Source organism: Streptacidiphilus monticola, assembly GCF_042658505.1.
Lineage (GTDB): Bacteria > Actinomycetota > Actinomycetes > Streptomycetales > Streptomycetaceae > Streptacidiphilus > Streptacidiphilus monticola.
In genome coordinates this window covers 64,992-82,316 of the sequence record NZ_JBHSQJ010000138.1, presented here as the reverse complement: position 1 = coordinate 82,316, position 17,325 = coordinate 64,992, and the positions used below count along the sequence as shown (strand labels likewise).

The 17,325-nt window shown below is 68.4% G+C and carries 28 protein-coding genes; 1 reads left to right on the top strand and 27 read right to left on the bottom strand.

Annotation, left to right across the window (positions count from 1 at the left end; translation table 11 throughout):
• Positions 1 to 175: 175 nt before the first annotated feature.
• Positions 176 to 1,813 carry an ABC-F family ATP-binding cassette domain-containing protein gene (locus tag ACFP3V_RS27460; RefSeq protein WP_380588933.1) on the bottom strand — a complete coding sequence of 546 codons (1,638 nt, stop codon included), beginning with the start codon at positions 1,811 to 1,813 and terminating at the stop codon, positions 176 to 178.
• A 74-nt stretch (positions 1,814 to 1,887) separates the two neighbouring features.
• Between ACFP3V_RS27460 and ACFP3V_RS27455 the strand changes: the two genes are divergently transcribed.
• A complete protein-coding gene (locus ACFP3V_RS27455) occupies positions 1,888 to 2,883 on the top strand; it encodes a hypothetical protein (protein ID WP_380588930.1) in 996 nt (331 codons plus the stop codon).
• A gap of 12 nt (positions 2,884 to 2,895) precedes the next feature.
• On the opposite strand, the gene truA is transcribed toward ACFP3V_RS27455, so the two are convergent.
• From truA to rpsS, 26 genes are all read right to left on the bottom strand, one after another.
• Positions 2,896 to 3,801 carry a tRNA pseudouridine(38-40) synthase TruA gene (gene truA, locus ACFP3V_RS27450; protein ID WP_380588927.1) on the bottom strand — a complete coding sequence of 302 codons (906 nt, stop codon included), beginning with the start codon at positions 3,799 to 3,801 and terminating at the stop codon, positions 2,896 to 2,898.
• Positions 3,802 to 3,879: 78 nt separating this feature from the next.
• Positions 3,880 to 4,353, bottom strand: a complete 474-nt coding sequence (gene rplQ / locus ACFP3V_RS27445; protein ID WP_380588924.1) for a 50S ribosomal protein L17 — start codon at positions 4,351 to 4,353, stop codon at positions 3,880 to 3,882.
• Between the two features lie 200 nt (positions 4,354 to 4,553).
• The gene (locus ACFP3V_RS27440; RefSeq protein WP_037605680.1) at positions 4,554 to 5,573 is read right to left on the bottom strand and encodes a DNA-directed RNA polymerase subunit alpha; all 1,020 of its coding nucleotides are present in this window, start codon (positions 5,571 to 5,573) and stop codon (positions 4,554 to 4,556) included.
• A 216-nt stretch (positions 5,574 to 5,789) separates the two neighbouring features.
• A complete protein-coding gene (gene rpsK / locus ACFP3V_RS27435) occupies positions 5,790 to 6,197 on the bottom strand; it encodes a 30S ribosomal protein S11 (protein WP_030251538.1) in 408 nt (135 codons plus the stop codon).
• A gap of 75 nt (positions 6,198 to 6,272) precedes the next feature.
• Positions 6,273 to 6,653, bottom strand: coding sequence for a 30S ribosomal protein S13 (gene rpsM / locus ACFP3V_RS27430; protein ID WP_380588920.1), 381 nt, complete (start codon positions 6,651 to 6,653; stop codon positions 6,273 to 6,275).
• A gap of 191 nt (positions 6,654 to 6,844) precedes the next feature.
• Positions 6,845 to 6,958, bottom strand: a complete 114-nt coding sequence (gene rpmJ / locus ACFP3V_RS27425; protein ID WP_009740505.1) for a 50S ribosomal protein L36 — start codon at positions 6,956 to 6,958, stop codon at positions 6,845 to 6,847.
• A gap of 34 nt (positions 6,959 to 6,992) precedes the next feature.
• Entirely contained in the window at positions 6,993 to 7,214 is a 222-nt protein-coding gene (gene infA / locus ACFP3V_RS27420) for a translation initiation factor IF-1 (protein WP_003956442.1), read from the bottom strand.
• A 188-nt stretch (positions 7,215 to 7,402) separates the two neighbouring features.
• On the bottom strand, positions 7,403 to 8,236 hold the full coding sequence (gene map / locus ACFP3V_RS27415; RefSeq protein ID WP_380588917.1) for a type I methionyl aminopeptidase: 834 nt from the start codon (positions 8,234 to 8,236) through the stop codon (positions 7,403 to 7,405).
• A 100-nt stretch (positions 8,237 to 8,336) separates the two neighbouring features.
• The gene (locus ACFP3V_RS27410) at positions 8,337 to 8,987 is read right to left on the bottom strand and encodes an adenylate kinase (RefSeq protein WP_380588914.1); all 651 of its coding nucleotides are present in this window, start codon (positions 8,985 to 8,987) and stop codon (positions 8,337 to 8,339) included.
• On the bottom strand, positions 8,987 to 10,300 hold the full coding sequence (secY, locus tag ACFP3V_RS27405; protein ID WP_380588911.1) for a preprotein translocase subunit SecY: 1,314 nt from the start codon (positions 10,298 to 10,300) through the stop codon (positions 8,987 to 8,989). Before secY ends, ACFP3V_RS27410 begins: the two co-directional genes overlap by 1 nt.
• A gap of 196 nt (positions 10,301 to 10,496) precedes the next feature.
• Positions 10,497 to 10,952, bottom strand: a complete 456-nt coding sequence (gene rplO, locus ACFP3V_RS27400; RefSeq protein ID WP_380588908.1) for a 50S ribosomal protein L15 — start codon at positions 10,950 to 10,952, stop codon at positions 10,497 to 10,499.
• A 1-nt stretch (position 10,953) separates the two neighbouring features.
• A complete protein-coding gene (gene rpmD / locus ACFP3V_RS27395) occupies positions 10,954 to 11,136 on the bottom strand; it encodes a 50S ribosomal protein L30 (RefSeq protein ID WP_380588905.1) in 183 nt (60 codons plus the stop codon).
• The gene (gene rpsE / locus ACFP3V_RS27390) at positions 11,136 to 11,765 is read right to left on the bottom strand and encodes a 30S ribosomal protein S5 (protein WP_380588902.1); all 630 of its coding nucleotides are present in this window, start codon (positions 11,763 to 11,765) and stop codon (positions 11,136 to 11,138) included. The genes rpmD and rpsE overlap by 1 nt, the downstream gene beginning before the upstream one ends.
• A 46-nt stretch (positions 11,766 to 11,811) precedes the next feature.
• Positions 11,812 to 12,195: a 50S ribosomal protein L18 gene (gene rplR / locus ACFP3V_RS27385; protein WP_380588899.1), complete on the bottom strand. Its 384-nt coding sequence runs from the start codon at positions 12,193 to 12,195 to the stop codon at positions 11,812 to 11,814.
• Positions 12,196 to 12,198: 3 nt separating this feature from the next.
• Positions 12,199 to 12,738 carry a 50S ribosomal protein L6 gene (gene rplF, locus ACFP3V_RS27380; protein ID WP_380588896.1) on the bottom strand — a complete coding sequence of 180 codons (540 nt, stop codon included), beginning with the start codon at positions 12,736 to 12,738 and terminating at the stop codon, positions 12,199 to 12,201.
• A gap of 23 nt (positions 12,739 to 12,761) precedes the next feature.
• Positions 12,762 to 13,169 (bottom strand): 30S ribosomal protein S8, encoded by a 408-nt coding sequence (gene rpsH, locus ACFP3V_RS27375; RefSeq protein WP_380588893.1) that lies wholly within the window; start codon positions 13,167 to 13,169, stop codon positions 12,762 to 12,764.
• Positions 13,170 to 13,348: 179 nt separating this feature from the next.
• Positions 13,349 to 13,534, bottom strand: coding sequence for a type Z 30S ribosomal protein S14 (locus tag ACFP3V_RS27370; RefSeq protein ID WP_008747480.1), 186 nt, complete (start codon positions 13,532 to 13,534; stop codon positions 13,349 to 13,351).
• Between the two features lies 1 nt (position 13,535).
• Entirely contained in the window at positions 13,536 to 14,105 is a 570-nt protein-coding gene (rplE, locus tag ACFP3V_RS27365; protein ID WP_380588888.1) for a 50S ribosomal protein L5, read from the bottom strand.
• On the bottom strand, positions 14,105 to 14,428 hold the full coding sequence (gene rplX / locus ACFP3V_RS27360) for a 50S ribosomal protein L24 (protein ID WP_380588885.1): 324 nt from the start codon (positions 14,426 to 14,428) through the stop codon (positions 14,105 to 14,107). The genes rplE and rplX overlap by 1 nt, the downstream gene beginning before the upstream one ends.
• Positions 14,429 to 14,440: 12 nt before the next feature.
• Positions 14,441 to 14,812 carry a 50S ribosomal protein L14 gene (rplN, locus tag ACFP3V_RS27355; protein WP_037605709.1) on the bottom strand — a complete coding sequence of 124 codons (372 nt, stop codon included), beginning with the start codon at positions 14,810 to 14,812 and terminating at the stop codon, positions 14,441 to 14,443.
• 103 nt (positions 14,813 to 14,915) lie between these two features.
• The gene (gene rpsQ / locus ACFP3V_RS27350) at positions 14,916 to 15,188 is read right to left on the bottom strand and encodes a 30S ribosomal protein S17 (protein ID WP_037605711.1); all 273 of its coding nucleotides are present in this window, start codon (positions 15,186 to 15,188) and stop codon (positions 14,916 to 14,918) included.
• Positions 15,188 to 15,412 (bottom strand): 50S ribosomal protein L29, encoded by a 225-nt coding sequence (rpmC, locus tag ACFP3V_RS27345; protein ID WP_380589001.1) that lies wholly within the window; start codon positions 15,410 to 15,412, stop codon positions 15,188 to 15,190. Before rpmC ends, rpsQ begins: the two co-directional genes overlap by 1 nt.
• A complete protein-coding gene (gene rplP / locus ACFP3V_RS27340) occupies positions 15,409 to 15,828 on the bottom strand; it encodes a 50S ribosomal protein L16 (RefSeq protein WP_033824227.1) in 420 nt (139 codons plus the stop codon). The genes rpmC and rplP overlap by 4 nt, the downstream gene beginning before the upstream one ends.
• Positions 15,829 to 15,831: 3 nt before the next feature.
• Positions 15,832 to 16,647 (bottom strand): 30S ribosomal protein S3, encoded by an 816-nt coding sequence (rpsC, locus tag ACFP3V_RS27335; RefSeq protein WP_380588879.1) that lies wholly within the window; start codon positions 16,645 to 16,647, stop codon positions 15,832 to 15,834.
• On the bottom strand, positions 16,647 to 16,994 hold the full coding sequence (gene rplV, locus ACFP3V_RS27330) for a 50S ribosomal protein L22 (protein ID WP_380588998.1): 348 nt from the start codon (positions 16,992 to 16,994) through the stop codon (positions 16,647 to 16,649). The genes rpsC and rplV overlap by 1 nt, the downstream gene beginning before the upstream one ends.
• A gap of 46 nt (positions 16,995 to 17,040) precedes the next feature.
• Entirely contained in the window at positions 17,041 to 17,322 is a 282-nt protein-coding gene (gene rpsS / locus ACFP3V_RS27325) for a 30S ribosomal protein S19 (protein WP_380588876.1), read from the bottom strand.
• Between the last annotated feature and the right edge of the window lie 3 nt (positions 17,323 to 17,325).

The window sequence follows — 17,325 nt, the reverse complement described above, 5'->3', positions numbered from 1 at the left end:
ATGCTCGGCCTGGTGGACCGGCGTACCGACCTCTCACGTGAGATAGAGCGAGCCAATACGCACAACAAGCTCGCAGAATACCGGCTCTCCTCCGGACCGGTCAAAACGCCCGGGCCTTCGGAATGCTGTCTACTCCACGAGTTCCCGTCCAGGGTACCCCGGCCGCGGCGCGGACCTACCGCTCGCGGGTCACCCGTGCCTCGTCCCAGACCGGCTCGGCGGCCTGGTACACCCTGCCGTCCGCGCCGAAGACGACGAAGCGGTCGAAGCTGCGGGCGAACCACCGGTCGTGAGTGACCGCCAGCACCGTGCCCTCGTAGGCCTCCAGTCCCTCCTGCAGCGCCTCCGCGCTCTCCAGGTCCAGGTTGTCGGTGGGCTCGTCGAGCAACAGGGCCGTAGCGCCCGCCAGTTCGAGACGAAGGATCATCAGCCGGGCCTGCTGGCCGCCGGACAGGTCCTCGAATCGCTGCGCCTCCTGCCCGTGCAGCTCGTACCGGCGCAGCGCGGACATCGCGCCGCCCCGGTCCAGGGCGTGCTCGGTCTCCAGGATCTCCCGGACGCTTCGCCCGAAGAGCTCCGGGTGGGCGTGCGTCTGGGCGAAGTGGCCGGGCACGACGCGCGCGCCCAGCTTCCACTCACCCGCATGGGCGACGGCCTCCCCCGCCAGCAGCCGCAGGAAGTGCGACTTGCCCGAGCCGTTGGAGCCCAGCACGGCCACCCGTTCGCCGTAGAACACCTCCAGGTCGAACGGGCGCATCAGGCCGGTCAGCTCCAGCCCCGCGCAGGTCACCGCGCGGACGCCGGTCCGGCCGCCCCTGAGCCGCATGGTGATCTGCTGCTCGCGCGGCGGCACCTCCGGCGGCCCGGCCTGCTCGAACTTCCGCAGCCGGGTCTGCGCGGCCTGGTAGCGCGAGGCCAGGCCGTCGTTGAACTGGGCCTTGGTCTTGAGCGTGGCCACCAGCTGCCTCAGCTTCGCGTGCTCCTCGTCCCAGCGGCGGCGCAGTTCCTCGAAGCGTGCGAACCGCTCCTTGCGGGCCTCGTGGAAGGACGCGAAGCCGCTGCCGTGGACCCAGACCCGGCTGCCGGCCGCCCCGGGCTCCACACTGACGATCTTCTGCGCCGCCGCGGCCAGCAGCTCCCGGTCGTGCGAGACGAAGAGCACGGTCTTCGGCGTCGTCCGGATCTGCTCCTCCAGCCAGCGCTTGCCGGGGACGTCCAGGTAGTTGTCCGGCTCGTCCAGCAGCAGCACCTGCTCGGGGCCGCGCAGCAGCGCCTCCAGCACCAGGCGCTTCTGCTCGCCGCCGGAGAGGGTGCCCAACTCCCGCCACTGGGCCCGCTCGTAGGGGATGCCGAGGGCGGCGACCGTGCACACGTCCCACAGCGTCTCGAAGTCGTAGCCGCCCGCGTCGGCCCAGTCGGCGAGCGCCTGGGCGTAGGCGACCTGGGCCTGCTCGTCGTCCTGAGCCATCATCAGCAGCTCGGCGGCGTCCACGGCGCGGGCGCTCCCGCGCACCGGCGCAGGGGCCACGGCCACCAGCAGATCGCGCACGGTGGCGTCGGCCGCGAGCGGCGACTCCCGTCCGACGGTGCCCACGAACTGGCGCATCACGCCCAGTCCGCCACTGACCGTCACCGTGCCGCCGTGCGGGGCGAGGTCGCCCGCGATCAGCTTGAGCAGCGTCGTCTTGCCCGCGCCGTTCGCCCCCACCAGAGCGACCGACGCCCCCTCGCCGACCCGGAAGGACGCGTCGTCGAAGAGCACCCGTCCGTCCGGCAGGTAGTACTCCAGGTGCGAGATCTCCACGTGTCCCATGGCCTTGATTCTCCGCACCCGGCCGACCGGGCGAAACGGATTTTCCTCACCGGGGTTCGCTAGGATGCCCGGCCATGACCAAGGGCCCGCTCCCACGGCGTGACATACAGGACCACGGACGGATCCCGACCCAGTACGGTCCGGACAACCCCGCCCCCGCGGCCGCGCGCGTGCGCCCCGGCGTCCCGGCCCCGCCGATCCCGGAACCCCAGGAGGCGGTGCCCACCGAGACCGGACGGAGCACCGGCTCCCCGTACTCGATCAGGCCAGGCCTGCCCACCGAACCGCCGGAGTACAACCCCGAGGCGACCCCGGACTGGCCGGCCAAGGCCGCGGAGTTCACCGCCACCCGCCGCCGGCGCCGGGCCCGGCTGCGCCTGACGGTCACCGCGGCGGCGCTGCTCGCCCTGCTGGCCGGCTCCCTGCTCCTCCTGCTGCCCGGCGGCTCGAAGTCCGGGCGCATCGCGCAGCCCGTCGCCACGGCGCCGGTGGTCACCGGATATCCGACGCCCAGTCAGACGCCCAGCGCCACCCTGCTGGACCCGCTGACCCTGCTCTCCAGCGCGGCCACGGACACCGCCCCGCTCAGCGCGGAGGCCCTGTTCCCGGCCGCTTCGGTGACCGTCAACGGCCACTCCTACCAGCGCGTGCTGACCGACGCCCCGGCCTGCGGCCAGGCCGCCACGGCCCCGCTGGCCGCGGTCCTGGTCAAGAACGCCTGCCGTCAGGTGTACCGGGCGACCTACGTCTCCGGCGGCACGGCCGTCACCATCGGCGTCGCGGTCTTCGACGACGCCGCGCAGGCGGCCGCGGTGAAGGCGGGCTCCACGGCCGGCAACCTGCAGTCCCTCTACGGTGGTGCGGCCAAGCCCTTCTGCCGCGGCGTCGTCTGCCGGCTCTCCGCCAACGCGGTGGGCCGCTACGCGTACTTCACCGTCGCCGGCAACCAGGACGGCAAGCCGGTACTCCCCGTCGACAAGGTCGCCCTGGCCGCCGGCACGGACATCGCCGCCGCCACCTTCCAGACCCTCGCCGACCGCGGCCGCGCCGAGGCGACGCAGCGCGGATAGCCCCCGCAGGGGCTACCCGCCCAGCACCCTCAGGCGCCGGGCGGCCTTGTTGCGGGCCGCGAGCTGGTCGTCCGGCGGGTACCCGACCTCCTCCAGCGTCAGCCCGTACGGGCGGACCACGTTGACCGCGGAGTTGCGGACGCCGCCCGCCAGCACCTCCCCCGGGAAGGACACCGGGCGCTGCCCGCCGCCGACCAGGAGCATGGAGCCGACCAGCGCCCGCACCATGTTGTGGCAGAACGCGTCCGCCCGGACCGTCCCGACCACCAGCGACGGGACGGACGACCCCAAGTAGGCGTCACCGGGCACCCGTTCCCAGTGGAACTCCAGCAACTCCCGGATGGTGGTGGCCCCTTCGCGCTTCTTGCAGTACGCCGCGAAGTCGTGCTCGCCGATCAGCAGCCGCGCCGCCTCGTTCATCCTCGCGACATCCAACGGCCGGTCGTGCCAGAGCACATGACCCCGCCTCAGCGGGTCGGCGCCGCCCTGGGCATCACAGATCCGGTAGGCGTAGCGCCGCCAGACCGCGGCGAAGCGGGCGTCGAAGCCGTCCGGCGCCTCGGTGATCCGCCAGACCCGGACGTCCCCGGGCAGCCGCCCGGCCAATCGGCGCAGCAGCTTGTCGCCGTCGCTCGCCCACAGGTCCGCCGGGAGGTCCACATGGGCCACCTGGCCGCGGGCGTGCACGCCCGCGTCCGTGCGCCCGGCGACGGTCAGCGGGAAGACCTCCGGCTGCCGCAGCACCACCCGGATCGCGTCCTCCAGCTCCTGCTGGACCGTCCGGCGGCCGCTCTTCTGCCGGGCCCATCCGGAGAACCCGGCGCCGTCGTAGGCGAGATCCAGCCGGATCCGCACGAAGCCGTCGGCCGGGCCGTACTCCCGCTCGACGCCCCCCGGGGCCTCACACCCGTCGTCCACCCTCACCTCTCCTGTGCTCCCGTGCAGACAGAACGGGCCCGCCTCCCCCGAAGGGAAGACGGGCCCGAACGACGGAGGTCACGCCTCCGAGGACTCCTCGGCGGCCGGGGTCTCGACGACCTCGGTCTCCTCGGCCTGCTTCGCGGCGACCTTGGTCGCAGCCTCGGCCTCGCCGACGGCGGTCTGCTGGACCGTCAGGCCCTCGACCAGCTCGATGACGGCCATCGGGGCGTTGTCGCCACGACGGGTGCCGATCTTGGTGATGCGGGTGTAGCCACCGGGACGGTTCGCGTAGCGCGGGCCGATCTCGGTGAAGAGGGTGTGCAGCACGGCGATGTCGGTGATGACCTTGCGGGCCTCACGACGGTTGTGCAGGTCACCCTTCTTGGCCTTGGTGATCAGCTTCTCCGCGAACGGACGCAGAGCGCGAGCCTTGGCCTCGGTGGTGGTGATGCGGCCGTACTGGAACAGCTCACGGGCCAGACCGGCGAGCAGCAGACGCTCGTGGGACGGGCCGCCGCCGAGGCGGGCACCCTTCTTGGGGCGAGGCATGGTGTTCTCCTTGGATATCCGACCACGGCCGTGTCAGGAACCGTGGCGGGCGTACGGGCAGTCTCGCTCGCACGACTTAGACATACAGCTCACAAGCATACGGGACCGCCGGAGCGGTCCCGTACACGTGCTGAGCCCTTGGTATTTGCCAGTACTCAACGGGGCGAACCCCCGTGGGTACTGCTCGGGCAGAACCTCTGTCAGTACTGCTCGGTCTCGGCGAAACCCGTGTCGTCGTCGTCGGCGCCGAAGGCGTCCGCTGCGGCGGTCGGGTCGAATCCGGGCGGGCTGTCCTTGAGGGCCAGGCCCATGCCGGCCAGCTTCGCCTTGACCTCGTCGATCGACTTCGCACCGAAGTTGCGGATGTCGAGCAGGTCGGCCTCGGAGCGGGCGACGAGCTCACCCACGGTGTGGATGCCCTCGCGCTTGAGGCAGTTGTAGGAGCGGACCGTGAGCTCCAGCTCCTCGATCGGCAGCGCCAGGTCGGCGGCCAGGGCGGCGTCCGTCGGGGACGGGCCCATGTCGATGCCCTCGGCGTCGATGTTCAGCTCGCGGGCGAGGCCGAACAGCTCCACCAGGGTCTTGCCGGCCGAGGCCATGGCGTCACGGGGACGCATGGCGGGCTTGGTCTCGACGTCGACGATCAGCTTGTCGAAGTCGGTGCGCTGCTCGACACGGGTGGCCTCGACCTTGTAGGTGACCTTCAGCACGGGGCTGTAGATCGAGTCGACCGGGATGCGGCCGATCTCCTGGCCGGACTGCTTGTTCTGCACGGCGGAGACGTAGCCGCGACCGCGCTCGACGGTCAGCTCCATCTCCAGCTTGCCCTTGCCGTTCAGGGTGGCCAGGACCAGCTCGGGGTTGTGCACCTCGACACCCGCCGGGGGCGCGATGTCGGCGGCGGTGACCAGGCCCGGGCCCTGCTTGCGCAGGTACATCACGACCGGCTCGTCGTGCTCCGAGGAGACGACCAGCTGCTTGATGTTGAGGATCAGGTCGGTGACGTCCTCCTTGACGCCCGGCACGGTGGTGAACTCGTGCAGGACACCGTCGATGCGGATGCTGGTGACAGCGGCACCCGGGATCGAGGAGAGGAGCGTGCGGCGGAGCGAGTTGCCGAGGGTGTAGCCGAAGCCCGGCTCCAGCGGCTCGATCACGAACCGGGAGCGGAACTCGTCGACGACCTCTTCGGTCAGCGACGGACGCTGAGCGATCAGCATGAGGTTGTTCCTCCAGTAGATCTTCGGCACCCACTATTTGATGCCGACGAACAAAGGATACGGCCTCCGGACGAACCGGAGGCCGTATCTCAGACCAGCTTCACCGCTGAAGCGTCACACGCGGCGACGCTTCGGCGGGCGGCAGCCGTGCTGCGCTGCCCCGGGGGACCACCCCCGGACCCCCGGCCAGGCGCACCCGCCGGGGAGTGCCGAGCGTCAGACGCGGCGACGCTTCGGCGGGCGGCAGCCGTTGTGGGGGGTGGGGGTGACGTCCTGGATGGAGCCGACCTCCAGGCCGGTGGCCTGGATGGAGCGGATCGCGGTCTCACGACCGGAGCCCGGGCCCTTGACGAAGACGTCGACCTTGCGCATGCCGTGCTCCTGGGCGCGGCGCGCGGCGGCCTCGGCCGCCATCTGCGCGGCGAACGGGGTCGACTTGCGGGAGCCCTTGAAGCCGACGTGGCCCGAGGACGCCCAGGCGATCACGTTGCCGGACGGGTCGGTGATCGAAACGATCGTGTTGTTGAACGTGCTCTTGATGTGCGCGTGGCCGTGAGCGACGTTCTTCTTCTCCTTGCGGCGGATCTTCTTCGCGCCGGCAGCCTGACGGCCCTTGGGAGGCATGAGCTGATTTCTCCTGATGAGGTGGTCGGTCCGCTAGCCCAGCGGGCCGGATGGAAGTCCGGTTTTGGGGGCGGACTACTTCTTGCCCGGCTTCTTCTTGCCGGCAATCGCGCGACGCGGGCCCTTGCGGGTACGCGCGTTGGTGTGGGTGCGCTGGCCGCGGACGGGCAGGCCACGGCGGTGGCGCAGGCCCTCGTAGCAGCCGATCTCGACCTTGCGGCGGATGTCGGCCTGGACGGCGCGGCGGAGGTCACCCTCGACCTCGAAGTTGGCGTCGATGTACTGGGCCAGCTTGACCAGGTCGTCCTCGGTGATGTCGCGAACGCGGACATCCGGGTTGACACCGGTCTCAGCGATGGCCTGCTTGGCGCGGGTACGGCCGATGCCGTACACGTACGTGAGGGCGATCTCGATCCGCTTCTCGCGGGGGAGATCAACGCCGGCGAGGCGTGCCATGGAGTGGCTCCTGTTGGTTCTTCGGAGGTCTGACGCGATGCCTACCCGTACGGCTCCCGCCGTAGAGCCCCGGCCTCCGACCGAGGGTGGCAGTCCGTCAGCTGACGCATCGTCAACCGGCGGATCGGGCATCCCGTTTCATGTTGTTTTTCGCGTCGCGCGAAGAGTTACGACCCGTACAGGGGAAGTGATCAGCCCTGGCGCTGCTTGTGGCGCAGGTTCTCGCAGATCACCATGACCCGGCCGTGACGGCGGATCACCTTGCACTTGTCGCAGATCTTCTTGACGCTCGGCTTGACCTTCATGGGGTTTCAGGTTCTCCGGGTCGGGATCTGCTGGTTACTTGTACCGGTAGACGATGCGACCGCGGGTCAGGTCGTACGGGCTGAGCTCGACGACGACCCGGTCGTCCGGGAGGATGCGGATGTAGTGCATGCGCATCTTGCCGCTGATGTGCGCGAGGACCTTGTGACCGTTCTGCAGTTCCACCTTGAACATCGCGTTCGGCAGAGACTCGATCACGGTGCCCTCGATTTCGATGGCGCCTTGCTTTTTGGCCATAATCCTGCGGAATTCGCCTTCCGGAATCGACTACCGTAGTCGGCACCCACGCATGGCCCTTGCCAGGGCCACCTGCTCCTACCGGAGCTGGACGTGCGGAAGCAAGCTACGAGTGAGCCGACACAGCAGTCTACGTCAGCCCCCAAGCCATCGCGAAATCGCCGGGCCAGGAGGCGGGTTCCGCCGGTCTACCCGAGCGGGTCCGGCGCGGCGGTGACGCCCAGCTCGGCGAGCTTCGCCCGGCCGCCGTCGAAGGCGGTCAGGACGAGCGGGCCGTCCTCCGTCAGGGCGACGGAGTGCTCCCAGTGCGAGGCCCAGGTGTGGTCGTTGGTGACGACCGTCCACTCGTCCTCCAGCACGTGGGTCTTCGGCGTGCCCAGCGAGAGCATGGGCTCGATCGCCACGCAGAAGCCGGGCACCAGCTTCATGCCGCGGCCGCGGCGCCGGTCCACGTAGTTGAGCAGGTGCGGGTCCATGTGCATGGCGGAGCCGATGCCGTGGCCGCCGTAGTCCTCGATGATCCCGTACTTGCCCTTGGGCGGGAGCGGCTGCCGCCGCACGTAGCCCTCGATGGCGCGGCTGATGTCGGAGAGCCGGTTGCCCTTCCTCACCTGGGCGATGCCGGCCCACATCGAGCCCTCGGTGACCGCGCTCAGCTGGTGCAGCTCGGGCGCGTGGCCGCCGCCGACGAAGACGGTCACGGCGGCGTCGCCGTGCCAGCCGTCGATGATCGCGCCGCAGTCGATGGAGAGCAGGTCGCCGTCCTGGAGCACCCGCTCGCCGGGGATGCCGTGGACCACCTCGTCGTTGACGGAGGCGCAGATCACACCCGTGAAGCCGTGGTAGCCGAGGAAGTTGGAGGTGGCGCCGTGGCTCTCGATCACCTTCTTGGCGATGGCGTCCAGCTCCCCGGTGGTGACCCCGGGGACCGCGGCCTCCGACGCGGCCTTGAGCGCCTCGGCGACGACCAGCCCCGCCTGACGCATCTTCACGATCTGCTCAGGCGTCTTGATCTCTACCATCGCGCCCTGCTCCTGCCTCTCCTCTTCGGATGTCCATCAACAAAGGTACGGCCGTGACGCCCAGAGGGCGTCACGGCCGTCCTGGAGCCCTGAGGGCTCGTCAGCTCTGCTTGAGCGCGGTGATGGCGCGCTCGGTGACCTCGTTGACCGGTCCCAGGGCCGAGATCGTGGTCACCAGACCCTGCTGCTTGTAGTACTCGATGATCGGCTCGGTCTCGGTGTGGTAGACCTCGAGCCGGGTGCGCACGGTCTCCTCGGTGTCGTCCGAGCGCTGGTACAGCTCGCCGCCGCAGATGTCGCAGACGCCCTCGGTCTTCGGGGCGTTGTAGGCGACGTGGAACACGTGCGAGCTGTCGTTGCGGCAGATGCGGCGGCCGGCGATGCGCTTGACCACCTCGTCCTCGGGGACCTCCAGGTCCAGCACGCCATCGAGGGCGATGCCGGACTCGGTGAGGATCTCGTCCAGCGCCACGGCCTGCGCGGTGTTCCGCGGGAAGCCGTCGAGCAGGAAGCCCTTGGCGGCGTCGGGCTGGGCGAGGCGGTCCTTCACCATCGCGATGGTGACCTCGTCCGGCACCAGCTTGCCGGCGTCCATGATGCTCTTGGCCAGGCGACCGAGCTCAGTGCCCTGGCTGATGTTGGCGCGGAAGAGATCGCCGGTGGACACGTGCGGAATGGACAGGGTCTTGGCCAGCAGAACGGCCTGAGTACCCTTCCCCGCCCCGGGCGGCCCGACGAGGACGATACGCATCAGCGGAGGAACCCTTCGTAGTTGCGCTGCTGGAGCTGGCTCTCGATCTGCTTGACAGTTTCGAGGCCGACACCCACAACGATGAGGATGCTCGTACCGCCGAACGGGAAGTTGTTCGAGACCTGGAACAGCCCGAGTGCCACCAGCGGCACCATGGCGATCAGGCCCAGGTACAGCGAGCCCGGCCAGGTGATCCTGGTCAGCACGTAGTTCAGGTATTCCGCCGTCGGGCGGCCGGCCCGGATACCCGGGATGAAGCCACCATACTTCTTCATGTTGTCGGCCACTTCCTCGGGGTTGAAGGAGATGGCGACGTAGAAGAACGCGAAGAAGATGATCAGGACCAGGTACATCACCATGTACAGCCAGTGGTCCGATTTCACCAGGTTGTTCTGGATCCAGAAGGCCCAGCCCTTGGTGTCGTTCGCGTGTCCGGACAGCTGGACGACCAGCGCGGGGATGTAGAGCAGCGAGCTCGCGAAGATGACCGGGATCACACCGGCCTGGTTCACCTTGAGCGGGATGTAGGTCGAGGTGCCGCCGTAGGCGCGGCGCCCGATCATGCGCTTCGCGTACTGGACGGGGATCCGGCGCTGCGCCTGCTCGACGAAGACGACCAGGCCGACCATGGCCAGACCCATCACGATGACCAGGAAGAAGACCAGCCAGCCGCCGTGCGAGCTCTGCTTGATGGCCCACAGCGCCGAGGGGAACTGGGCCGCCACCGAGGTGAAGATCAGGACCGACATGCCGTTGCCGATGCCGCGGTCGGTGATCAGCTCACCCAGCCACATGATGACCGTGGTGCCCGCGGTCATCGTCACGACCATGGTGGCGATGGTGAAGATGCTCTGGTTCGGGATGACCGCGTCGCCGGAGCAGGCGCCGCCGAAGAGGGCGCCGGTGGAAGCGGTGGCGATGATCGCGGTGCCCTGGAGGATCGCCAGCGCGATGGTCAGGTACCGGGTGTACTGGGTGATCTTCGCGGTGCCGGCCTGGCCCTCCTTCTTCAGGGCGTCCAGGCGCGGGATCACCACCGTCAGCAGCTGCAGGATGATGCTGGACGTGATGTAGGGCATGATGCCCAGCGCGAAGATCGTCAGCTGCAGCAGCGCACCGCCGCTGAACAGGTTGACCAGGCCGAGCAGCTCGTTCTTCTGCCCGCTGGCCACGCACTGCTTGACGGCGGCGAAGTCGACCCCGGGTACGGGGATGTGCGCCCCCATGCGGAACAGAGCGATGATGCCCAGCGTGAAAAGCAGCTTCTTCCGCAGGTCGGGCGTCTTGAACGCCCGGGCGAACGCGGTGAGCACGGGGCCTCCTGCTGCTCCCGGCCGCAGCGGCGGGAGGACGGATGGATCGGGGGGCCGGTCCCGGCTCGATACCGAGACTGGTGGCCAACCTACAAGTGGACTTCACGGACTCTAACAGCCGTTGCTGTCCCAACAGAAGCTCGTCTTGGNCCTCCGAAGAGGGACGGGGCCGATCGACGCTGTGTCAGCGCGGGCTTCAGAGAAGCTCGGTGACCGTGCCGCCGGCGGCGGCGATCTTCTCCTTGGCGGAGCCGGAGACGGCGTCGACCGTCACCTGCAGCGCCACGGAGACCTCGCCCTGGCCCAGGACCTTGACGAGCTCGTTCTTGCGGACCAGGCCCTTGGCGACCAGACCCTCGACGGTGACCTCGCCACCGTTCGGGAAGTGCTTCGCCAGCGCGTCCAGGTTCACGACCTGGAACTGCTTGTGGGCCGGGTTGCGGAAGCCCTTCAGCTTCGGGAGGCGCATGTGCAGCGGCATCTGGCCGCCCTCGAAGCGCTCCGGAACCTGGTAACGGGCCTTGGTGCCCTTGGTACCACGACCAGCGGTCTTACCCTTGGACGCCTCACCACGACCGACACGGGTCTTGGCGGTCTTGGCGCCCGGGGCGGGCCGCAGGTTGTGGATCTTCAGCGGGTTCTGCTCCGCCATCTCAGTCCACCTCCTCGACCGTGACGAGGTGGCGGACGGTGCGGACCATGCCACGGATCTCCGGGCGGTCCTCCTTCACGACCACGTCGTGCATGCGCTTGAGGCCAAGCGTGCGCAGCGTGTCACGGTGGTTCTGCTTGCTACCGATGTAGGACTTCGTCTGGGTGATCTTCAGGCGAGCCATCACGCAGCCCCCTGCCCAGCGGCCCGGGCGCGCAGCAGCGCGGCCGGAGCGACGTCCTCCAGCGGCAGGCCACGACGGGCGGCGATCTCCTCGGGGCGGGAAAGGCCCTTCAGAGCAGCCACGGTGGCGTGCACGATGTTGATGGCGTTGTCGGAGCCCAGGGACTTCGACAGGATGTCGTGAACGCCGGCGCACTCGAGCACGGCACGCACCGGGCCACCGGCGATGACACCGGTACCGGGGGAAGCCGGCTTGAGCAGGACGACGCCCGCGGCCTTCTCACCCTGGACGGGGTGAGGGATGGTGCCCTGGATACGGGGGACCTTGAAGAAGTGCTTCTTGGCCTCCTCCACACCCTTGGCGATGGCGGCCGGCACCTCCTTGGCCTTGCCGTAACCGACACCCACGGTGCCCTCGCCGTCGCCCACCACGACCAGCGCGGTGAAGCTGAAGCGACGGCCACCCTTGACAACCTTGGCGACTCGGTTGATCGCTACGACGCGCTCGACGTAAGCGGTCTTCTCGACGGCGGCGGCGCCACCGTCACGACCGTCACGCTTGCGGTCACGCCGCTCGCCACCGCCGGTGCCGCCACCGGCGCCGCTGCCGCGGCGCTGGGGTCCAGCCATTGGATTTACCTCTCTCGTTTACGTCCGTCAGCCTGTGGCGGGCGGGTCAGAAGTCCAGACCGGCCTCGCGGGCGGCGTCCGCCAGGGCCGCGATGCGGCCGGCGTACTTGTTGCCCGCGCGGTCGAAGACGACCTGCTCGATACCGGCAGCCTTGGCGCGCTCGGCGACCAGGGCCCCGACCTTCTTGGCCTGCTCGGTCTTGTCGCCCTCGGTGCCCTTGACGGACACGTCGAGGGTGGACGCCGAAGCCAGCGTGTGGCCCGCGAGGTCGTCGATCACCTGCGCCACGATGTGGCGGTTGGACCGGGAGACCACGAGGCGCGGACGAACCGGAGTACCGGAAACGCGCTTGCGGACGCGGATGGCGCGGCGCTTGCGGGCGGCGGACTTGTAGCCGTTGCCCTTGCCGATCTTCACACCGACAGTCATGGGTTACTTACCACTCTTTCCGACCTTGCGGCGGATGACCTCGCCCGCGTACTTCACGCCCTTGGCCTTGTACGGGTCGGGCTTGCGCAGCTTGCGGATCTTCGCGGCGACCTCGCCGACCTTCTGCTTGTCGATGCCGTCCACGTGGAACTTGGTCGGCGACTCGACCACGAAGGAGATGCCCTCCGGGGCCGGGACCAGGATCGGGTGGCTGTAGCCCAGCGAGAACTCCATGTCGGAGCCCTTCGCCGCGACACGGTAACCAACACCGCTGATCTCGAGCGACTTGCGGTAGCCCGCGGTCACGCCGGTGATCATGTTCGCCACCAGGGTGCGGGTCAGACCGTGCAGGGCCTTCGACTGCCGCTCGTCGTTCGGGCGGGTGACGACAAGGGTGCCGTCCTCAGCCTTGGCGATCTCGATCGGCGCGGCGACGGTGTGGGAGAGGGAACCCTTGGGGCCCTTCACCGAGACCGTCCGGCCATCGATGGTGACGTCCACGCCGGCGGGAACCGGGATGGGCAGCCGTCCAATGCGAGACATTGCTGTACCTCCGTTTCCCTGAGTTACCAGACGTAGGCGAGGACTTCCCCGCCCACGCCCTTCTTGGCGGCCTGCTGGCCGGTGAGCAGACCCTGCGACGTGGAGATGATCGCCACGCCCAGGCCGCCGAGCACCTTCGGCAGGTTGGTGGACTTTGCGTAGACCCGCAGACCCGGCTTCGAGATGCGCTTGATGCCCGCGATCGAACGCTCACGGTTGGGGCCGTACTTCAGGACGACGGACAGCTTCTTGCCGACCTCGCCCTCCTTCGGCTCCTCGACCTTCCAGGAGGCGATGTAGCCCTCCTGCTGAAGGATCTCGGCGATGTGAGTCTTGATCTTGGAGTGGGGCATCACGACGGAGTCGTGGTAGGCCGAGTTCGCGTTTCGCAGACGCGTCAGCATGTCTGCGATCGGGTCGGTCATGGTCATGATGGCCTGTGGCCTCTCTCACCGCGGTTTCTCCGCGCCTCGTTTGCAGAAGGGGCGGGGGACCTACGGTGTAGTAAGACGATTGCGGGGGCAGCAGGGCCCCGACCTCCATAGGTTACAGGAGGCCGGGAGCCCTGCTTTCCGCCTTGTCTACCGGTGAGCTGCCTGGAATCCGAGGATTACCAGGAGCTCTTGGTCACGCCCGGCAGCTCGCCGCGGTGAGCCATCTCACGGAGGCACACGCGGCAGAGGCCGAACTTGCGGTACACGGAGTGCGGACGGCCGCAGCGCTGGCACCGGGTGTAGGCCCGGACGCCGAACTTCGGCTTGCGCTCCGACTTGGCGATCAGCGCCTTCTTCGCCATCTCAGTTCTCCTTGAACGGGAAGCCGAGAGCACGCAGCAGCGCCCGGCCCTCGTCGTCGGTCTGGGCAGTGGTCACCACGGTGATGTCCATACCGCGCACGCGGTCGACCTTGTCCTGGTCGATCTCGTGGAACATCACCTGCTCGGTCAGACCGAAGGTGTAGTTGCCCTTGCCGTCGAACTGCTTCGGCGACAGACCGCGGAAGTCGCGGATGCGCGGGAGCGCCAGCGAGATCAGGCGGTCGAGGAACTCCCACATGCGGTCGCCACGCAGGGTGGCGTGGGCGCCGATCGGCTGGCCCTCGCGCAGCTTGAACTGCGCGATGCTCTTGCGAGCGCGGGTCACCGTGGGCTTCTGGCCCGTGATGGCGGTGAGGTCGCGGACCGCACCGTCGATCAGCTTCGAGTCGCGGGCGGCCTCGCCCACACCCATGTTGACCACGACCTTGACCAGGCCGGGGATCAGCATGACGTTCTCGTAGCCGAACTGCTCCTGCAGCTGACCCTTGATCTCGGAGCGGTAGCGCTCCTTGAGACGGGGGGTCACCTTCTCAACAGTCGTGTCGGTCATCAGATGTCCTCACCGGTCCGCTTGGCAACGCGGATCTTGTTGCCCTGCTCGTCGAAGCGGTAGCCGACGCGGGTGACGACCTTCTTGCCGTCCTTCTCCACGACCAGCTGAACGTTGCTGACGTGGATCGGGGCCTCGACGGTCACGATGCCGCCGGCGGTGGAGCCGGAAGCGGTGGGCGTGGCCTTCGTGTGCTTCTTGACCCGGTTGACACCCTCGACCAGGACCTTGGACTCCGCCGGGAAGGCCTGGATGACCTTGCCCTGCTTGCCCTTGTCCTTGCCGGTGATGACCTGGACCAGGTCACCCTTCTTGATCTTCATGCCTGCCATTGGTTAGAGCACCTCCGGCGCCAGCGAGATGATCTTCATGAACTTCTTCTCGCGCAGCTCACGGCCCACAGGGCCGAAGATGCGGGTACCACGGGGGTCACCGTCGGTGTTCTTGAGGATGACGGCGGCGTTCTCGTCGAAACGGATGTAGGAACCGTCCGGACGACGGCGCTCCTTCACAGTCCGCACGACGACGGCCTTGACCACGTCGCCCTTCTTCACGTTGCCACCGGGGATCGCGTCCTTGACGGTCGCCACGATGACGTCGCCGATACCCGCGTAGCGCCGGCCGGAGCCACCGAGAACGCGGATGCAGAGGATCTCCTTGGCACCCGTGTTGTCGGCGACACGCAGTCGCGACTCCTGCTGGATCACGTCTTTCTCCTGATCGTCAACGATCGGGACCGGGCCCGCCGCTGCTCACCCGGGCGTTCCTCGCGGAACCCCGGGCACATACGACGGCACCCAATCGCGTTCGTTACTTGGCCTTCTCGAGGATCTCGACGACGCGCCACCGCTTCGTCGCGGACAGCGGCCGGGTCTCCATGAGGAGAACGCGGTCGCCGATGCCGCAGGCGTTGGCCTCGTCGTGCGCCTTCAGCTTGTTGGTACGGCGGATGACCTTGCCGTACAGCGCGTGCTTGACGCGGTCCTCGACGGCGACGACGACGGTCTTGTCCATCTTGTCGCTGACGACCAGACCCTCACGGGTCTTGCGGAAACCGCGCGTCTCGTTGGTGTTCTCAGTCATCAGGCGTTCTCCACCGTCTCGATGCCCAGCTCGCGCTCGCGCATCAGGGTGTAGATCCGCGCGATGTCCTTCTTGACGAGCTTGAGGCGCCCGTGGTTGTCGAGCTGCCCGGTCGCCGCCTGGAAGCGGAGGTTGAACAGCTCCTCCTTGGCCTCGCGCAGCTTGGCAACGAGACCCTCGTTGTCGAGCTCGCGAAGCTCAGCAGCCTTCGTGGCGGCCATCAGCTCTCACCTGCCTCGCGCCGGACGATCCGGCACTTCATCGGGAGCTTGTGAGCAGCGCGGGTGAGCGCCTCACGAGCAACCTTCTCGTTCGGGTAGGACAGCTCGAACATGACCCGGCCCGGGTGCACGTTCGCGATCCACCACTCCGGCGAACCCTTACCGGAACCCATGCGGGTCTCGGCCGGCTTCTTGGTCAGCGGGCGGTCCGGGTAGATGTTGATCCAGACCTTGCCGCCACGGCGGATGTGACGGGTGATGGCGATACGAGCGGACTCGATCTGCCGGTTCGTCACGTACGCCGGGGTGACGGCCTGGATGCCGTACTCGCCGAACGCCAGCTCGGTGCCGCCCTTGGCCGCGCCGCGGCGCTTCGGGTGGTGCTGCTTGCGGTGCTTGACCCTACGAGGGATCAGCATGGGTCAGGCCTCCGTTCCAGTGGTCTCCACCGCAGGAGCCTCGGCGGCCGCGGGGGCGGCAGCCTCGGTGTTCTGCGGGCGGCGGCCGCGACCGGCCGGACGGTCCCCACGGCGGGGGCGCTCGCCCGGGCCGCCCGCACGCGGCGGACGGTTGCCGGCCTTGGCAGCGGCGTTCTCGGCGCGGACCTCGGCGATGTTCTTGACGTCGCCCTTGTAGATCCAGACCTTCACACCGATGCGGCCGAAGGTGGTCTTGGCCTCGAAGAAGCCGTAGTCCACGTTGGCGCGCAGGGTGTGCAGGGGCACGCGGCCCTCGCGGTAGAACTCGCTGCGGGACATCTCGGCGCCGCCGAGACGACCGGAGCACTGGATCTTGATGCCCTTGGCGCCGGACTTCATCGTGCCCTGCATGCTCTTGCGCATGGCACGGCGGAAGGAGACGCGGGAGGACAGCTGCTCCGCGACGCCCTGAGCCACGAGCTGGGCGTCCAGCTCGGGGTTCTTGACCTCGAGGATGTTCAGCTGGACCTGCTTGCCGGTCAGCTTCTCGAGGTCGCCGCGGATGCGGTCGGCCTCGGTGCCGCGGCGGCCGATGACGATGCCCGGGCGGGCGGTGTGGATGTCCACCCGCACGCGGTCACGGGTGCGCTCGATCTCCACCTTCGAGATACCGGCGCGCTCCATGCCGGACGTCATCATGCGACGGATCGCGACGTCTTCCTTGACGTAGTCCTTGTACAGCTTGTCGGCGTACCAGCGGGACTTGAAGTCCGTGGTGATGCCGAGGCGGAACCCGTGCGGGTTAACCTTCTGGCCCATTACCGGGTCCCTTCCTTCGACGCAACGACCACAGTGATGTGGCTCGTCCGCTTGCGGATCCGGTACGCGCGGCCCTGGGCCCGCGGACGGAAACGCTTCAGGGTCGGGCCCTCGTCGACGTAGGCCTCGGAGATGTAGAGGTCCTCGACGTTGTTGTGGTTGTAGTTGTGCACGGCGTTGGCAATGGCACTGTCGAGCACCTTGCCGACCGGCACCGACGCGGCCTGCGGAGCGAATCGCAGGACCGCCTGGGCCTCCGTGGCGTTCATGCCACGGATAAGGTCCACCACGCGGCGGGCCTTCATGGGCGTCACGCGGATGTACCGCGCCGCTGCCCTGGCTTCCATGGTTGTCCCCTTGATGGTGTCTGTCATCGGTCTTCGCTTCGCAGGGTCAGCGACGCTTGGACTTGCGGTCTTCCTTGACGTGACCCTTGAAGGTGCGGGTCGGCGCGAACTCGCCGAGCTTGTGGCCGACCATCGACTCGGTGACGAACACCGGGACGTGCTTGCGGCCGTCGTGCACCGCGAGGGTGTGCCCCAGCATCGCCGGAACGATCATGGAGCGACGGGACCAGGTCTTGATGACGTTCTGGGTACCGGCCTCGTTCTGAGCGTCCACCTTCTTCATGAGGTGGTCGTCGACGAAGGGCCCCTTCTTGAGACTGCGCGGCATCGA

Bases quoted from the DNA above. Each gene is read 5' to 3' on its own strand.
- ACFP3V_RS27460 (WP_380588933.1), bottom strand. From the start codon at position 1,813: ATGGGACACGTGGAGATCTCGCACCTGGAGTACTACCTGCCGGACGGA.
- rplP (WP_033824227.1), bottom strand. From the start codon at position 15,828: ATGCTGATCCCTCGTAGGGTCAAGCACCGCAAGCAGCACCACCCGAAG.
- infA (WP_003956442.1), bottom strand. From the start codon at position 7,214: ATGGCCAAAAAGCAAGGCGCCATCGAAATCGAGGGCACCGTGATCGAG.
- rpmJ (WP_009740505.1), bottom strand. From the start codon at position 6,958: ATGAAGGTCAAGCCGAGCGTCAAGAAGATCTGCGACAAGTGCAAGGTG.
- rplF (WP_380588896.1), bottom strand. From the start codon at position 12,738: ATGTCTCGCATTGGACGGCTGCCCATCCCGGTTCCCGCCGGCGTGGAC.
- rplV (WP_380588998.1), bottom strand. From the start codon at position 16,994: ATGGAAGCCAGGGCAGCGGCGCGGTACATCCGCGTGACGCCCATGAAG.
- ACFP3V_RS27440 (WP_037605680.1), bottom strand. From the start codon at position 5,573: ATGCTGATCGCTCAGCGTCCGTCGCTGACCGAAGAGGTCGTCGACGAG.
- rpsS (WP_380588876.1), bottom strand. From the start codon at position 17,322: ATGCCGCGCAGTCTCAAGAAGGGGCCCTTCGTCGACGACCACCTCATG.
- ACFP3V_RS27455 (WP_380588930.1), top strand. From the start codon at position 1,888: ATGACCAAGGGCCCGCTCCCACGGCGTGACATACAGGACCACGGACGG.
- map (WP_380588917.1), bottom strand. From the start codon at position 8,236: ATGGTAGAGATCAAGACGCCTGAGCAGATCGTGAAGATGCGTCAGGCG.
- ACFP3V_RS27410 (WP_380588914.1), bottom strand. From the start codon at position 8,987: ATGCGTATCGTCCTCGTCGGGCCGCCCGGGGCGGGGAAGGGTACTCAG.
- rplQ (WP_380588924.1), bottom strand. From the start codon at position 4,353: ATGCCTCGCCCCAAGAAGGGTGCCCGCCTCGGCGGCGGCCCGTCCCAC.
- rpsC (WP_380588879.1), bottom strand. From the start codon at position 16,647: ATGGGCCAGAAGGTTAACCCGCACGGGTTCCGCCTCGGCATCACCACG.
- rpsE (WP_380588902.1), bottom strand. From the start codon at position 11,765: ATGGCTGGACCCCAGCGCCGCGGCAGCGGCGCCGGTGGCGGCACCGGC.
- rplO (WP_380588908.1), bottom strand. From the start codon at position 10,952: ATGGCGGAGCAGAACCCGCTGAAGATCCACAACCTGCGGCCCGCCCCG.
- rpsM (WP_380588920.1), bottom strand. From the start codon at position 6,653: ATGGCACGCCTCGCCGGCGTTGATCTCCCCCGCGAGAAGCGGATCGAG.
- rpsK (WP_030251538.1), bottom strand. From the start codon at position 6,197: ATGCCTCCCAAGGGCCGTCAGGCTGCCGGCGCGAAGAAGATCCGCCGC.
- rplE (WP_380588888.1), bottom strand. From the start codon at position 14,105: ATGACCGACACGACTGTTGAGAAGGTGACCCCCCGTCTCAAGGAGCGC.
- rplX (WP_380588885.1), bottom strand. From the start codon at position 14,428: ATGAAGATCAAGAAGGGTGACCTGGTCCAGGTCATCACCGGCAAGGAC.
- ACFP3V_RS27370 (WP_008747480.1), bottom strand. From the start codon at position 13,534: ATGGCGAAGAAGGCGCTGATCGCCAAGTCGGAGCGCAAGCCGAAGTTC.
- rpsH (WP_380588893.1), bottom strand. From the start codon at position 13,169: ATGACCATGACCGACCCGATCGCAGACATGCTGACGCGTCTGCGAAAC.
- rplR (WP_380588899.1), bottom strand. From the start codon at position 12,195: ATGACTGTCGGTGTGAAGATCGGCAAGGGCAACGGCTACAAGTCCGCC.
- rpmD (WP_380588905.1), bottom strand. From the start codon at position 11,136: ATGGCTCGCCTGAAGATCACCCAGACGAAGTCCTACATCGGTAGCAAG.
- rpsQ (WP_037605711.1), bottom strand. From the start codon at position 15,188: ATGACTGAGAACACCAACGAGACGCGCGGTTTCCGCAAGACCCGTGAG.